The following is a 12,802-nucleotide window of genomic DNA, read 5'->3' on the forward strand; positions in this document are numbered from 1 at the left end:
AGCCCCGGTTACGGGAAGGGGCGGGGCTGGGGAAAGAATCCCCCCACCCACGGGCACCCCCACACCAGCGCACCCCCGTGCCAGGCGCGCCCCGCGCCAGCCGCCCCCCCCGACTAGGGTCAACCCGTGCTGAAACGTCCCACGCTGCTGTGGTTGCTCATCCCTTACGCGCTGTTCCTCGCCGCGCTCCCCCTCGTGGACAGGGTCCACCCCACCGTCCTCGGCCTGCCCTTCCTCTTCTTCTGGCTGCTGCTGGCGACCCTGCTGACCCCGGCCGCCGTCTTCCTCGCCTGGCGCGGCGACCGGAAGCGGGGCCGGGTGTGAACGCCACCGTCGCGACGTCGGTCTTCGCCGTCTTCATGGTCCTCACCGTCGCCCTGGGCCTGCTCGCCGTCCGTGGTCGCGGCGCCGGCGGCGGCCTCGCCGAGTGGTCGGTGGGCGGCCGCAGCCTGGGCACGGTCTTCATCTGTGTGCTGATGGCGGGCGAGGGCTATACGAGTTTCAGCTACCTCGGCGCGGCCGGCTGGGGCTACAACTACGGCGCCCCGGTCCTCTACGTCATCGCCTACATGTCGTGCGGTTACGCGATCGGCTACGTCGTCGGCCCGACCCTGTGGTCGTACGCGCGCCGCCACGGCCTCGTCACCATCACCGACATGGTCGCGCACCGCTACGGACGCCCGTGGCTCGGCACGCTCGTGGCGATCCTGGCGACCGTCTGCCTGTTGCCGTACATCCAGCTCCAGATCACCGGTATGGGCGTGGTCGTCTCCACGATCTCCTACGGCGCCATCAGCCTGAACTGGGCGTACTTCATCGCCTTCGCCGTCACCACGGGCTTCGTCGTGGTCAGCGGGCTGCGCGGCAGCGCCTGGGTGTCGGTCCTCAAGGACGTCCTCGTCATCGGCACGCTGGCCTTCCTCGCCGTCTACGTCCCCGTGCACTACTTCGACGGCTACGGGCCCTTCCTGGACCGGATCGTGGCGGAGAAGCCGGAGTGGCTGACCTTCACCGGGCACGGCGGGAGCGGTCTGGGCGGCACCTGGTTCGTGACGACGAGTTTCCTGAACTCCCTGACGGTCGTCATCTTCCCGACCACCGTCGCCGGTTACCTCGGCGCCCGCAACGCCGACGCCCTGCGCCGCAACGCGATGCTGCTGCCCTTCTACAACGTCCTGCTGTTCGTACCGATGCTGCTCGGCATGGCGGCCGTCTTCGTGGTGCCGGGGCTGACGGGCGCGGGCTCCAACCTGGCCCTCTTCAAGCTCGTCGTGGACTCCCTGCCGGCCTGGACCGTGGGGCTGATCGGGGTGGCGGCCGCGCTGTCGTCCATCGTGCCGATGGCGGTCTTCATGCTGGTCATCGGCACGATGTGGGGCCGGAGCGTGCTGGGGAGGATCCCCCGGCTCGCGGACCGGCCGGACCGGCAGCGGCTCGCCGCGCAGGTCGTCGTGGTGGTGGCGGGCGCGTTGGCCCTGCTCCTCACCTACCTCACGCCCAACACCCTGGTGCGCCTGTCGCTCATCTCCTACGAGGGCATGGCGCAGCTCGTCCCCATGATTCTGCTGGGACTGGTGTGGCGGAAGCTGACGCTGTGGGGCGCGTTGAGCGGCCTCGTCGTGGGCGGGACGCTGGTGTGCGCGCTGGTCTTCACCGAGAACGACCCGGTGTGGGGCGTGAACGCGGGCGCGTTGGCGCTGGGCGTGAACGTCGTGGTGGCGCTGGCGGTGTCCTGGCTGGGGCCGAGCGTGGCGGACGACCGCCCGGACTCGGAGGTGCTGGCCTCGGATCCGGGACCGGACCAACCGGTTGTCAGTGCGACGGTCTAACATCTCCAAGCACCGGGACAACCATCTTTAAGCACCGGCGAAGCCGCACGCGTGGGCGCGGCGCCGGAGAGGGGAGGGGCTCATCATGAAGGTCGTCATCCGTACGCACATGAGCGTGCTCCTCTTCCTCCTGGCCGGGATCCTGCTCGGCCAGACCAGCCTGATCAGCGCCGTCACCCTCGCCGCGAGCGCCGTCGTGGTGGCATCGGCGGCCGCGCTGCTGCTGTGCGCCGCCGTCGCCGCCGCGCGTACGGGCGGCCCGCTCACCCCCACGCGAATACGCACCGCGATCCGGGACCGGGAGCTGCGCACGGCGTTCCTCGCCCAGCGCGATCCCGATGCCCGTGGCAGGCGGCGGCCCCGAGCGCCCGGCCGTTCCCTCCCGACGGCCACGCGGGCGCTCTGCTTCTGACGAAGCGACAAGTCTTCTGTCGAAGCGTCGAAGCTTCTGACGAAGCGTCGGGCCCGCGCGGCTCGTCACGCCGAATGAATCATTCCGGCACGACGAGACCCGTGGAGGGCTCCCCATGTCCGCTTTCTCTTCTCTCTTCTCATCCCTCGGCTCCCTTCTCTCCCACATGGCCGAGGCACTCGAACCGCTCTTCGGCGCCTCCGCGATGGCCGCCGCCGTTGTCGCGCTCACCCTGGGGGTGCGGCTCGCCCTGCACCCGCTGGCCCGGTCGGCGGTGCGCGGGGAGCGGGCCAAGGCCGAGCTCGCGCCGCGCGTGGCCGAGCTGCGGCGCCGGTACGGACGCGATCCCGAGCGCCTGATGCGGGCGATCCGCGAGCTGCACGCCAAGGCGGGGATCTCCCCGCTGGCCGGCATCGCGCCGATGCTCGTGCAGATGCCGGTGCTGTTCGTGATGTACCACCTGTTCTCCACCGGCTCCGGCGGAGCGGGCCTGCTGGACCACACGCTGCTGGGCGCGCGGCTCGGCGGCCGATGGGCGGACGCGCTCGGGCACGGCGGGGTGTTCGGGGCCCAGGGGCTGGTGTACGTGGGCCTGTTCGTGCTGGTCGCGGCCGTGTCCACGTGGACGTACCGGCGCGCTCGCAAGGCGGCCCCGGCGCTGGCCGAGGCGCAGGGCGCGGCGGATGTCCCGGGGGCGGCGGGGCTGGCCAAGGTGATGCCGCTGCTGTCCTTCGGGACGCTGGTCACCGTCGCGCTCGTACCGCTGGCGGCCGGGCTCTATCTGGTGACCAGCAGCACCTGGACGGCGGTCGAGCGGGCGTGGCTGCTGAGGCGGGCCACGGATGCAAGCCCGGCCGAATCCAGCCCGGCCGGCGTTTGAGGCCAACCCCGGCGGCGCCGGGGAACCCTCTCAAGCCCGTCCGGCGTTTGAGGCCACCCCGCGTTCCAGGCCACCCCGCTCGGGCCGAACGCGCCGTTGACCCGTTCGGGTGACGACCACCCCGCTCCGCCCACCGACGCCGTCGGAAAATCGGACTCTTGGGGAAAAGCGCGCAGGACCGCAGAGAGGGGACCTTATGTACACGCTCAAAGGGATCGGCCGGGCGGCGGTAGCCGCATGCGCGGCGCTCGCGCTGTTCACGGGGATGACCACGAGCGCGCAGGCGGCCGCCGGTCCGTTCTCCTACACCTCGATGGACGGCCGGGCCTTCGACAGCGAGAACCCGGACGACGGCGAGTGCTTCCTCCTGGCCGGGGGCGCGGCGCAGGTGCGCAACGGCACGGACACCCAGGCGACGCTGTACGAGGAGCCGGGGGACTGTGAATCCAGGGTCATCGACATGTTGCCGCGCAACACGACCAGGAACTACACCGACATCCCGCACAGCGTGAAGTTCGGCTGAGCGGCTGAGCTGCTGAAAAGCCGGGCCCGGGGCGGCCTTCGGGCTGAACCCGGCCCGGTCGCCCCGGTACGCCGCCCCGGCACGGCCGGGCCGGGTTCAGCCCCGGCACGGCCTCATCGTCACGGGCCGGTCCTGCCCCTCGGCGGTCAGGCAGAGGCCACTCGCGGAGTTCTTGAGGGTCTGGGCGTCCCCGTCGTACGCGAACTTCTGGGCCGCCATGGTGCCGCACTGCCTCGGCGTCACGGGCCCGCCGGACCCCATGGCGGTCAGGCAGCGACCACCGGCGGCGTTCTTGACGGTGCCGTTGGGTTCGAGGGTGAACTGCTGGCCCTGGCCGCCGCACGCCCGGGTCGTCACGGGGTTCCCCTCCGTGCCGCCGGTGAGGCATTGGCCGCTGGCGGCGCTTCTGATCGAGCCGTCGTGCAGGCTCACCCTCCACCGCTGCGGGGTATCGACAAGAGTCGCACCGGAGGAGGTGGCCGGGGCGGTCACGCCCAGCACGGCACCGACAGCGATCACAGCGACCAGAATCCGACAACGCATGGCACTCTCCGAGGCTCGACAAACTGCTCGACAACACCGCTCGACGACACACTGGCTCGTCCCTCTGCTCACTACCCGCCCGCCCGGATGTCCGCCGGGCGATCACGCGATGTCACCCGTGCGGGTAATGTCCAGAGGCTGAAAGGGGCCTTGCGGAGATCCCCTCCGTTCTTGGACGATCTACCGGTTGCTCGATGGCCGTCCCCATCGGCCGGCCCGAACGGGCACGTCCGGGCCGACCCTTCGACCTCGGGAGACGACCGATGAAGCTGCTGCGTGTGGGACCAGTGGGGGCCGAACGCCCGGCGCTGCTGGACGACGAGGGGACGCTGCGCGACCTCTCCACGGTCGTGCCGGAGGTGGACGGCCGGCTGCTGGCCGACCGGTCAGCCCTGGAGCGCGTACGAGCCGCCGTCGGCGCCCGCATCCTCCCGGCCATCGACCCGGTGGGCCTGCGCTTCGGCCCGCCGCTCGCCCGGATCGGCAAGATCGTGTGCGTGGGCCTCAACTACCACGGCCACGCCAAGGAGCTGCGCGTCCGCGTGCCCGCCGAGCCCGTCCTCTTCCTCAAGGCCCCCGACACGGTCGTCGGCCCGGACGATGCGGTGCTGATCCCGCGCGGCGGCGAGAAGACGGACTGGGAGGTCGAACTCGCCGTCGTCATCGGCCGCACGGTCCGCCACGCGGAGACCGACGAGGAGGCGCTCGCCGCCGTCGCCGGCTACGCGGTCGCCAACGACGTCTCCGAACGCGCCTTCCAGATGGAACGCGGCGGCCAGTGGGACAAGGGCAAGAACTGCGAGACGTTCAACCCCTTCGGCCCCTGGCTCGTCACCCCCGACGAGATACCCGACCCGCAGGCCCTGAGCCTGCGCCTGTGGGTCAACGGCGAGCTGAAGCAGGACGGCAGCACGTCCGACCAGATCTTCCCGGTCGCCGAGGTCATCCGCTACGTCAGCCGCTTCATGACCCTCTACCCCGGCGACGTCATCAACACCGGCACCCCCGGCGGCGTCGCCCTCGCCCACCCCGAGCCCAAGCCGTACCTCCGGGCCGGAGACGTTGTCGAGCTGGAGATCGAGGGCCTCGGCCGCCAGCGCCAGCAGCTCAAGGACGCCGATCCGGGGGAGCGCCCGACGAGCCGCTGGGGCTGACCGGCAAGCCCGTCACGCCACCTTGGGGGCGGCGCGCATGCCGATGTAGCAGCAGCCGGTGCCGTCCGGGAGGGTGGAGAAGACCACGGGCATCCAGCCATCGCTGAAGGAGGCCGTGCCCGCCCCGGCGAACACGGTCCCCGACACCGGCACGAGGTCCATCTCCAGCGCCGGGGACAGGCCCGCCATGCCGTCGACGAACTCGTACACCAGATGCGCCCGCCCCTCGTGTTCGGTGACGGTGATGGCGACGCCCTCACGGCGGTAGGTACCGAGGAACGGCGTGACGTCCACGGCGGGCGGCCGCGCGGCGGGGCCGAAGGCGTCGGGCATGCGCACGCCCGCCAGTTCGCCGAGGAGCTCCCGGAAGAGCGCCGAGTAGAGCTGGTGCCCGCCACCGCCGTTGGTCAGCAGCGCGACCGCCACACCGGCCCCCGGCACCACACGCAGATACCCGTACTGCCCGATCGTGGCGCCGTCGTGGCCGAACCCGGGCACGCCCTCCCAGTCGTACAGCGTCCAGCCCAGGCCCCAACCGTCCGAGCTGACGGTCCACTTGTCGGGCGTGTCGACCACTCGCCGCCGCATCGCCTCGACGGTCCCGGCGGCGAGCAGCCGGGTGCCGTCCGGCGCCGTGCCGCCGTCGAGATGCATCCGCGCCAGCCGGACGACGTCGGCGGCCGTGGCGCACAGCACGCCGCCGTACGGGCCGGACGAGCGCGGCAGCGGGTTCCACGCCGGCGCCGGGTCGGGGTCCTGCCCCGGCTCGCCCAGGTGTCCCATCGCCGCGCGGAACCGCAGGGCGTCCTCCGGCAGCGTCACCGTGCTCGTCAGCCCGAGCGGTACGCACAGCCGCTCCCTGAGGGCGTCGTCCCAGGTCCCGCCGGTCAGCACCTCGACGATGCGGCCGAGCACGTTGTAGCCGACGCTGCTGTACGAGATGGCCGTCCCCGGCGGGCAGTCCAGCGCCACGCCCGCGCTCGCCTCGACATAGCGCGCCAGGCAGTCGTCCCCGCGCCCGGTGTCATGGGTGAAGTCGCAGGTCAGGCCGCCGGTGTGGCTGAGGAGCTGCCGGATCGTGATCCTCTTGGTGGCCTCCGGATCGGCCGTCTCGAACTCCGGCAGCACATCCACGACCGGCGCGTCCAGGTCCAGGGCGCCGGATTCGGCGAGCTGCATCACCAGCGTCGCCGTATGGATCTTGGTGATCGAACCGACCTGGAACACGGAGTCGGTCGTCACCTCCACACCCGTCCCCCGATGCAGCACGCCGCTGGCCAGCTCATGGATGGTCCCGCCGGTGAGTACGGCCAGCGACGCTCCCGGGACGCGGTGGGTGGCGCGCAGCGCGTCGAGCCGGGTCTGCCAGTGGGCGAGGTCGAAGGTCATGGCGGTTCCCCCGTTGGTGATAAGTGGTGCGTACGGCGTTCTCTCGATGCGCACACCGTACGCACAGCGTCGGGTGTACGCAAGGTGCGTACGGTGTGCGCTAATCTGGCCGGAGAACAGGGGAGGCCCTCATGACAGCCGATGACCAGCAGATTCCCTCGGTGTGGACCCGCCCGCGCCGAAAGCGGGAACAGCCCGCGCTCAGCCGGGAGCAGATCGTCTCCGAGGCGGTCCGGCTCCTCGACGCGGAGGGCATCGAGGCCCTGAGCATGCGCCGCCTCGGCACCCGCCTCGACGCCGGAGCCACGTCGCTCTACCGGCACGTGGCCAACAAGGACGAGCTGATCGAACTCGTCGTCGACGAGGTCTACGGCGAACTCGACGTCCCGGACGCGGACGACCCTGCGGGCTGGCGCGAGGCGGTCGTCCGCAGCGCGTACAGCCTGCGGTCGATGGCCCTGCGTCACCCCTGGGTCGCCTCCGTCCTCGGCCAGGTCGGCCTCGCCTACCTCGGCCCGAACCTGATCCGGATGTCGGACCGCGTGCTCGCCCACTTCGAGTCGGCGGGGTTCGCCCCCGGCGAGTCCGACCAGGCCATGAACACGGTCATCGCGTACGTCATCGGCACGGCGACCAGCGAGGCCGCGTACCTGTCGTTGCTGGCCCGCAGTGGTCAGGACGAGCGGGAGTGGGTGGAGGGGTTGCGGCCCGCCGCCGAGCAGGCGATGGAGGGTCACCCACGCCTGCGCGAGGGCCACTCCGCGCGGGAGGGGAAGGACCCCCGTCAGGTCCGCGAGGACAACTTCGACTACGGGCTCCAGCGCGTCCTCGACGGCCTGGAGGGCCGGCTCGTCGGTAACGGGGCGCGTCCACGCGGGTGAACGGGGGCGCATGCCGCGCGGCCCCCTGCCTCCAGGTGGGCATATCTCCGGATATGTACAGGATGGTGAGGCGATCGGGCCTGGCGGCGGCCGTACTGACGGCAATCGCCGCCACGCTGTTGATCTGCGCGTTCACGATGCCGGACGCGTTTCGGGAGCCCCCGCCGACGACGAACGCGTCCGTCGCGGGCGACGGCCACGAGCTTGCGCACAGCGGGCCGCCGGTGAGTCGGGTGATGCTGTTGGGGGGCGCGCTGGTGGTGCTGGGGACGGGGATCGGGCTCCTGGGGTTGTACCGGTCCCGTCAGGAGACGGGCTGAAGTGAGTCGCGGGACAGGGCGGTCGTGAAGGCCGCCCAGGCGCGGGTTGAGACGGTGAAGGCGCCGAGGGTGCGGGCTTTGCTGTCCCCTATGGCTATGAGGTCGTCAACGGTCGCCTGTATCTCGACGCAAGTCGCTCCGGTGTCTCCGCTGTAGGAGGACTTGCGCCAATTTCCTATGGGCAGGTCGAGACGTATCACGGGTGAGTCCTTTACTCCTGCTCAAGTTTGTCCGCGATCGATGAGATCAGTTCGATGGACTGGTGCGGCGATAGTGCTGAGGTTCGCAGCCTCTCTGCCGCCCTCCGGAACTTCGATACTGCCTCATCCTCCTCCAGGTAATGCACACCGTCGAGGTGCTCGACCTGCACGACGTCCAAATCCAGAGGGTCCGGGTAGGAGTAGAGAACGAAAGACCCGCCCGTGTCTGTGAACAAGCTTTGGGAGAAAGGAACGATCTGAATCGTCAAGTCCGGTGACTGGCTCAAGGCCGCCAGGTGGCGGAGCTGATCGGCCATGACGGCACGACCGCCGATTTGGTGGTGGAGAACACCCTCCGTCATGACTGCCAGGTATTGCGGTGGATCGCCGCGCAGGAAGATGCTCTGTCGACTCATCCGGAAGTCAACAAAGAAGTCCAGCTTCTCCTGGGTCAACTCCTCCGAGTTGCCCGAAATGACAGCGGTCGCGTATGCCTGCGTCTGCAGGAGTCCCGGGACCACCTGGGTCTGGAACGCCGTGATCCTCGCTGCGTCGGATTCCAAGGTCAAGAGCTCTTTGAAGCCGTCCGGAAGCATCTGTCCGTGTTTGCTCCACCAACTGCGCTTGTTCCCTTCGGTCGAGAGCGTGATGAGCCACTCCCGTTGTTTTTCGTCCTCGGCTCGATAGAGGTTGAGTAGCACTTCGAGCTCAAGCCGGGTGACGCGATGCAGACCCGTCTCCTGTCGGCTGATCTTTGTTCTGTCGCCGTGGATCGCCTTCGCTGCCTCATCGGTCGAGACGCTGGCAGCTTCCCGGAGGGCCCTCAACTCGGAGCCGAGCCTTCGGCGGCGGGCCGTGCGGCGTGCTGGATGTGCCATGCCTTCCTCCCCTGCTGGCGTGCCGAGTGCCCAGTGTGGTCCAGGCGCCCGCCTGGCCCGATCTCAGAGCCTGGCCGTCACCCACAGGGGTGAACTAGCCCAATCTGGAAGTCAATTTGTTGCGTGGCGCGGATGCGCGGGTCCATTGTGGAGGCATGGCTACGGTGCGTAGCCGCAAGGGGTCAGGGGGAAGGTGGGGAGCAATGACGTACCGGAACGGCGCGTTCGTCGTGGACACCCGGAAAGGCCGGATCGGCCAAGTCATCGGCGGCGTGGGCAAGCGCGTACACGTGCGGTTGCCCGGCGGCGGGCAGGAGTGGGAAGTCCCGTTCGTCGACCTGAGGTTGGCCACCCGGGAAGAGCGCGCGGCCGTGGGCCTCTGGCCGGACGGCGGCGGTGGCCCGAGCCTGCGGGACTGCACGACGTGCCCGGAACTGGACGCGGCCTGGCGAGAGGCCGTGGCCGGTGGGGACGAGGTCAAGGCGGGGAACGCGCTCGTCGCGCAGCGTAGGCACTGGCGGTCGCACATGATGCCGGGAGGGGCGGTATGACAACCCGGGGTTGTCGCCACATCGGCGGCTGGGCGACGGAGGTCGTCGGCGAAGCGCGGTGCAGGGATTGCGGAACGGTCCGCTTCACGAGTTACGGCGCGCTCAGAACGCCGACCGCACCGCAGGTGCCGACCCCCGCACCCCGCCGCGCGCGGATCGCAGATCGAATGGCGGCGGAGTGGGTGGCGCGCAGGGCGACCCGCAGGCAGTGGTGGGGGCTGGGAGTCAGCCCCCAAGTGGCGCCGGCCTGAGCGCGATCAGGACTCCTCGCCTTCCAGGTCGACGCGGGGCAGGATCAGCACACCGCAGGTGACGAGAACCGCCCCCACACCCTCCGGTACGAGCCACCAACCGGCGCGGACGCGCTCCCCGTAGACGAGGATGCCGAGGGCCAGGCTGACCAGGCCCTCGCCAAGCGTGAGCGCGGGCTGGGAGGCGATGAGGGGGCCGGATTCCATCGCGTTGGCCAGGAGGAACAGCGCGCACGCGCCGGCCGCGACGAAGCCGTAGGTCTGCCAGGAGACGAAGAACGCTCCGGCGCCGCGGTCTTCGAAAATGAGGACGGCGGACTTCATGAGGGTGGCGGTCATGGCGTAGCCGATCGCGGAGGCGGAGCCGAAGAGGGCCCCGCGGGCCTTGCCGCGAGGGCGGGCGAGGGCGGCCAGGACGCACAGCGTCATGGCGCCGCCGGTGGCGAGGAGGGTCAGGACCCACATCTCGACGGAGACGTGGGTGTGTCCGCCGGAGGGTTCGGCCGCGGCGAGGGCGAGGCCGAGGCCGGCGGCGACCATGACCGACGCGGCCCAGCCGACCGCGGGCAGCGGACGCCGGGAGATCAGGCTGGCGATGAGGAGGGTGAAGGGCAGCTCGATGACGAGGAGGGGCTGTACGAGGGACAGCGAACCCAGGCTGAGGGCCAGGGCCTGACAGGCGGCGGCGACGACGATGACGGCGACCCCGCCGAGCCACGCGGGGCTGCGCAACAGGTGCCGGACCAGCCGCACGCTGAAGGCGTCGCCGACGGGTACGGTCCGCGCGGCGATCCGCTGAAGCACCGTGCCCGTGGCGTTGCCGACGGCGGCCAGGAGGGCGAACAGCGCGGAGAGTGCGGCTGCCACGGGGTGGTTCCTCCGGTTCGGCGCGTCGGTCGTCGGCCGTGACGGTGTGGGCACGACGACGATCACACGGTCCGCCGGGGCCGGGGAAGAGGCGCGCGGGACGGGAGCCCGTACGCAGGGCGGGGTTGACCTTGCCCTTGAGGGCAAGGTTTAGCGTTCGGGAATGAGAGAGGGGGCGCGGTATGCGGATCGGCGAGCTGGCGCGGCGCGCGGACGTGACGGCCAAGGCGGTGCGGTACTACGAATCGCTGGGGTTGATCGCGCCGGAGCGGCTGGCGAACGGTTACCGCGACTACGCCGAGGACGACGTGCGGCTCGTGCGCGAGATCAGGGACCTCAATCGGCTTGGCATACCCGTCGAGCGGACCAGACCGTTCCTGGAATGCCTGGCGGCCGGCCGACGGCACTCGGACGACTGCCCGGCGTCGCTGGCCGGTTACCGGGACGCCATCGACGAGCTGACCGAGCGGATCGAGGGCCTCACCGCCCGCCGGGCGGTCCTGATGGCGCAACTGCGCGAGTCCGCCTACCGCAACAGCGACGCCCCGCCGCCCGGAGAAGGAACCAGAGGAGAACAGGACCCGATGAGTGAGTTTCCGCTGCCCGCCGGACTGCCCGTACCCGAGGACGACGGGGCGGCCGACCACCTGCCCGGCCTGAGGGTGCCCGGCATCGAGGTGCGGGGAACGGCCGGCGAGACCGTACGCCTGGACGAACTCGGCGCCGGCCGCACCGTGCTCTACCTCTACCCGCTGACCGGCCGCCCGGATACCGATCTGCCCGACGGCTGGGACGCGATACCCGGTGCCCGTGGCTGCACGCCGGAGTCCTGCGGCTTCCGCGACCACCACGAGGAGCTCCTCGCGGCGGGCGCGGGGCGGGTGTTCGGCCTGTCCAGCCAGGACACCGCCTATCAGGGCGAGGTCGTCGAGCGGCTCCGCCTGCCGTTCTCGATGCTGTCCGACCCGGGCCTGGAGCTGGCCGGGGAGTTGGGTCTGCCGACGTTCGAGGCAGGCGGGGCGAGGCTGTTCAAGCGGCTGACGCTGATCGTCCGTGACGGGGTGATCGAGCACGTCTTCTACCCGGTCTTCCCACCGGACGAGCACGCCCAGCAGGTCCTGGACTGGCTGGCGCGCGCCCCTGATGTGGCTTGATCTGGATCATGTAGTGTGGCCGAGTCATAAGAGAGAACGACCGAGGAGGTGGGACCCATTACCGCAGTGGCAGGCCGGGTGCTCTCATCTCACAGTTGTACGGTCCCCTCGATGTAGCGGACCGCGAGAGCGCCCTTCGGTAATCCGGAAGGCACTCATGTCGGTTTCACTTTCACCTCTTCTTCCCTCCGTCATCGTCACCAGGCTTCGGGCCGCCGGCTGTGTATTCGCCGAGGACGAGACGCGACTGCTCACCTCTACGGCACGCACGCCGGACGAACTCGCCGCGATGGTGGAACGGCGTATCGCCGGTCTGCCCCTCGAACACGTCCTCGGCTGGGCCGAGTTCTGCGGGCTGCGGATCGCCGTGGACGCGGGGGTCTTCGTGCCCCGCCGCCGCACGGAGTTCCTCGCCCGGCAGGCAGCGGCCCTCGCCCGCCAGGTCCCCGCACGGCGGGAGCCGGTCGTCGTCGACCTGTGCTGCGGCTCGGGCGCGGTGGCCACCGCGCTGGCCGCGACCCTGGACCGGGTCGAACTGCACGCCGCCGACATCGACCCGGCGGCGGTGCGATGCGCCCGCCGCAACGTCGCCGCCTCCGGCGAGGTCTACGAGGGCGACCTCTACGAGCCGCTCCCGGATGCCCTGCGGGGACGCGTCGACGTCCTGGTCTGCAACGCGCCGTACGTACCGACGGAGGAGATAGGACTTCTGCCGCCGGAGGCGCGCGAGCACGAGGCGCTGGTGGCGCTGGACGGCGGGGCGGACGGGCTGGATGTGCAGAGGCGGGTGGCGGGGGCGGCGTCGTCGTGGCTGGCGCCCGGGGGTCACTTGCTGGTGGAGACGAGTGAGGTCCAAGCTCCGCTCACGATGGAGACGTTCGCGCGTGGGGGGCTGATTCCTCGGGTGGTCGGTTGCGAGGATCTGTACGCGACGGTGGTGATCGGCACGAAGCCGGTGGGTTCCTAGCGG

Annotated in this window: 17 protein-coding genes; 12 read left to right on the top strand and 5 right to left on the bottom strand. The window is 70.6% G+C overall.

All coding sequences use genetic code 11. The annotated features are described in order from the left end of the window. Positions 1 to 126: 126 nt before the first annotated feature. The 5 genes from ACZ303_RS04135 to ACZ303_RS04155 all read left to right on the top strand — a co-directional run bounded on the left by ACZ303_RS04135 (position 127) and on the right by ACZ303_RS04155 (position 3,644). Positions 127 to 324, top strand: a complete 198-nt coding sequence (locus ACZ303_RS04135; RefSeq protein ID WP_467334830.1) for a DUF3311 domain-containing protein — start codon at positions 127 to 129, stop codon at positions 322 to 324. After that, complete coding sequence (locus tag ACZ303_RS04140) at positions 321 to 1,829, top strand: sodium:solute symporter family protein (protein ID WP_467334832.1); 1,509 nt, start codon at positions 321 to 323, stop codon at positions 1,827 to 1,829. The genes ACZ303_RS04135 and ACZ303_RS04140 overlap by 4 nt, the downstream gene beginning before the upstream one ends. An 85-nt stretch (positions 1,830 to 1,914) precedes the next feature. Further along, on the top strand, positions 1,915 to 2,241 hold the full coding sequence (locus ACZ303_RS04145; RefSeq protein WP_467334834.1) for a DUF6412 domain-containing protein: 327 nt from the start codon (positions 1,915 to 1,917) through the stop codon (positions 2,239 to 2,241). Positions 2,242 to 2,407: 166 nt separating this feature from the next. Continuing rightward, positions 2,408 to 3,121 carry a YidC/Oxa1 family membrane protein insertase gene (locus ACZ303_RS04150; protein WP_467334836.1) on the top strand — a complete coding sequence of 238 codons (714 nt, stop codon included), beginning with the start codon at positions 2,408 to 2,410 and terminating at the stop codon, positions 3,119 to 3,121. Between the two features lie 196 nt (positions 3,122 to 3,317). Then, positions 3,318 to 3,644: a hypothetical protein gene (locus ACZ303_RS04155; protein ID WP_467334838.1), complete on the top strand. Its 327-nt coding sequence runs from the start codon at positions 3,318 to 3,320 to the stop codon at positions 3,642 to 3,644. A gap of 96 nt (positions 3,645 to 3,740) precedes the next feature. Here the strand turns inward: ACZ303_RS04155 and ACZ303_RS04160 are convergent, their stop codons facing one another. After that, complete coding sequence (locus ACZ303_RS04160) at positions 3,741 to 4,163, bottom strand: RICIN domain-containing protein (protein WP_467334840.1); 423 nt, start codon at positions 4,161 to 4,163, stop codon at positions 3,741 to 3,743. 287 nt (positions 4,164 to 4,450) lie between these two features. Here ACZ303_RS04160 and ACZ303_RS04165 point away from each other — a divergent pair, with 287 nt between their 5' ends. After that, positions 4,451 to 5,341 (top strand): fumarylacetoacetate hydrolase family protein, encoded by an 891-nt coding sequence (locus tag ACZ303_RS04165; protein WP_467334842.1) that lies wholly within the window; start codon positions 4,451 to 4,453, stop codon positions 5,339 to 5,341. Between the two features lie 12 nt (positions 5,342 to 5,353). On the opposite strand, the gene ACZ303_RS04170 is transcribed toward ACZ303_RS04165, so the two are convergent. Beyond that, positions 5,354 to 6,730 (bottom strand): serine hydrolase domain-containing protein, encoded by a 1,377-nt coding sequence (locus ACZ303_RS04170; protein WP_467334843.1) that lies wholly within the window; start codon positions 6,728 to 6,730, stop codon positions 5,354 to 5,356. A gap of 131 nt (positions 6,731 to 6,861) precedes the next feature. Between ACZ303_RS04170 and ACZ303_RS04175 the strand changes: the two genes are divergently transcribed. Continuing rightward, on the top strand, positions 6,862 to 7,611 hold the full coding sequence (locus tag ACZ303_RS04175) for a TetR/AcrR family transcriptional regulator (protein WP_467334845.1): 750 nt from the start codon (positions 6,862 to 6,864) through the stop codon (positions 7,609 to 7,611). 53 nt (positions 7,612 to 7,664) lie between these two features. Then, positions 7,665 to 7,931 carry a hypothetical protein gene (locus tag ACZ303_RS04180; RefSeq protein ID WP_467334846.1) on the top strand — a complete coding sequence of 89 codons (267 nt, stop codon included), beginning with the start codon at positions 7,665 to 7,667 and terminating at the stop codon, positions 7,929 to 7,931. Here the strand turns inward: ACZ303_RS04180 and ACZ303_RS04185 are convergent. Together ACZ303_RS04185 and ACZ303_RS04190 are read right to left on the bottom strand one after the other, a co-directional pair. Next, positions 7,916 to 8,131 (bottom strand): DUF397 domain-containing protein, encoded by a 216-nt coding sequence (locus ACZ303_RS04185; protein ID WP_467334847.1) that lies wholly within the window; start codon positions 8,129 to 8,131, stop codon positions 7,916 to 7,918. The genes ACZ303_RS04180 and ACZ303_RS04185 overlap by 16 nt on opposite strands. A gap of 11 nt (positions 8,132 to 8,142) precedes the next feature. After that, positions 8,143 to 9,009 carry a helix-turn-helix domain-containing protein gene (locus ACZ303_RS04190; protein WP_467334849.1) on the bottom strand — a complete coding sequence of 289 codons (867 nt, stop codon included), beginning with the start codon at positions 9,007 to 9,009 and terminating at the stop codon, positions 8,143 to 8,145. 203 nt (positions 9,010 to 9,212) lie between these two features. Here ACZ303_RS04190 and ACZ303_RS04195 point away from each other — a divergent pair, with 203 nt between their 5' ends. Then, complete coding sequence (locus ACZ303_RS04195) at positions 9,213 to 9,560, top strand: hypothetical protein (protein WP_467334851.1); 348 nt, start codon at positions 9,213 to 9,215, stop codon at positions 9,558 to 9,560. Next, the gene (locus ACZ303_RS04200; protein WP_467334853.1) at positions 9,557 to 9,811 is read left to right on the top strand and encodes a DUF6255 family natural product biosynthesis protein; all 255 of its coding nucleotides are present in this window, start codon (positions 9,557 to 9,559) and stop codon (positions 9,809 to 9,811) included. The genes ACZ303_RS04195 and ACZ303_RS04200 overlap by 4 nt, the downstream gene beginning before the upstream one ends. Before the next feature lie 6 nt (positions 9,812 to 9,817). Here the strand turns inward: ACZ303_RS04200 and ACZ303_RS04205 are convergent, their stop codons facing one another. Continuing rightward, positions 9,818 to 10,678, bottom strand: coding sequence for a DMT family transporter (locus ACZ303_RS04205; RefSeq protein WP_467334855.1), 861 nt, complete (start codon positions 10,676 to 10,678; stop codon positions 9,818 to 9,820). A gap of 182 nt (positions 10,679 to 10,860) precedes the next feature. Between ACZ303_RS04205 and ACZ303_RS04210 the strand changes: the two genes are divergently transcribed. Both ACZ303_RS04210 and ACZ303_RS04215 read left to right on the top strand, forming a co-directional pair. Beyond that, positions 10,861 to 11,832, top strand: coding sequence for a MerR family DNA-binding transcriptional regulator (locus tag ACZ303_RS04210; protein WP_467334857.1), 972 nt, complete (start codon positions 10,861 to 10,863; stop codon positions 11,830 to 11,832). A gap of 157 nt (positions 11,833 to 11,989) precedes the next feature. Next, positions 11,990 to 12,799, top strand: a complete 810-nt coding sequence (locus ACZ303_RS04215) for a putative protein N(5)-glutamine methyltransferase (RefSeq protein ID WP_467334859.1) — start codon at positions 11,990 to 11,992, stop codon at positions 12,797 to 12,799. The last annotated feature ends 3 nt before the right edge of the window (positions 12,800 to 12,802 follow it).

Source organism: Streptomyces sp. NPDC023527 (assembly GCF_055560115.1).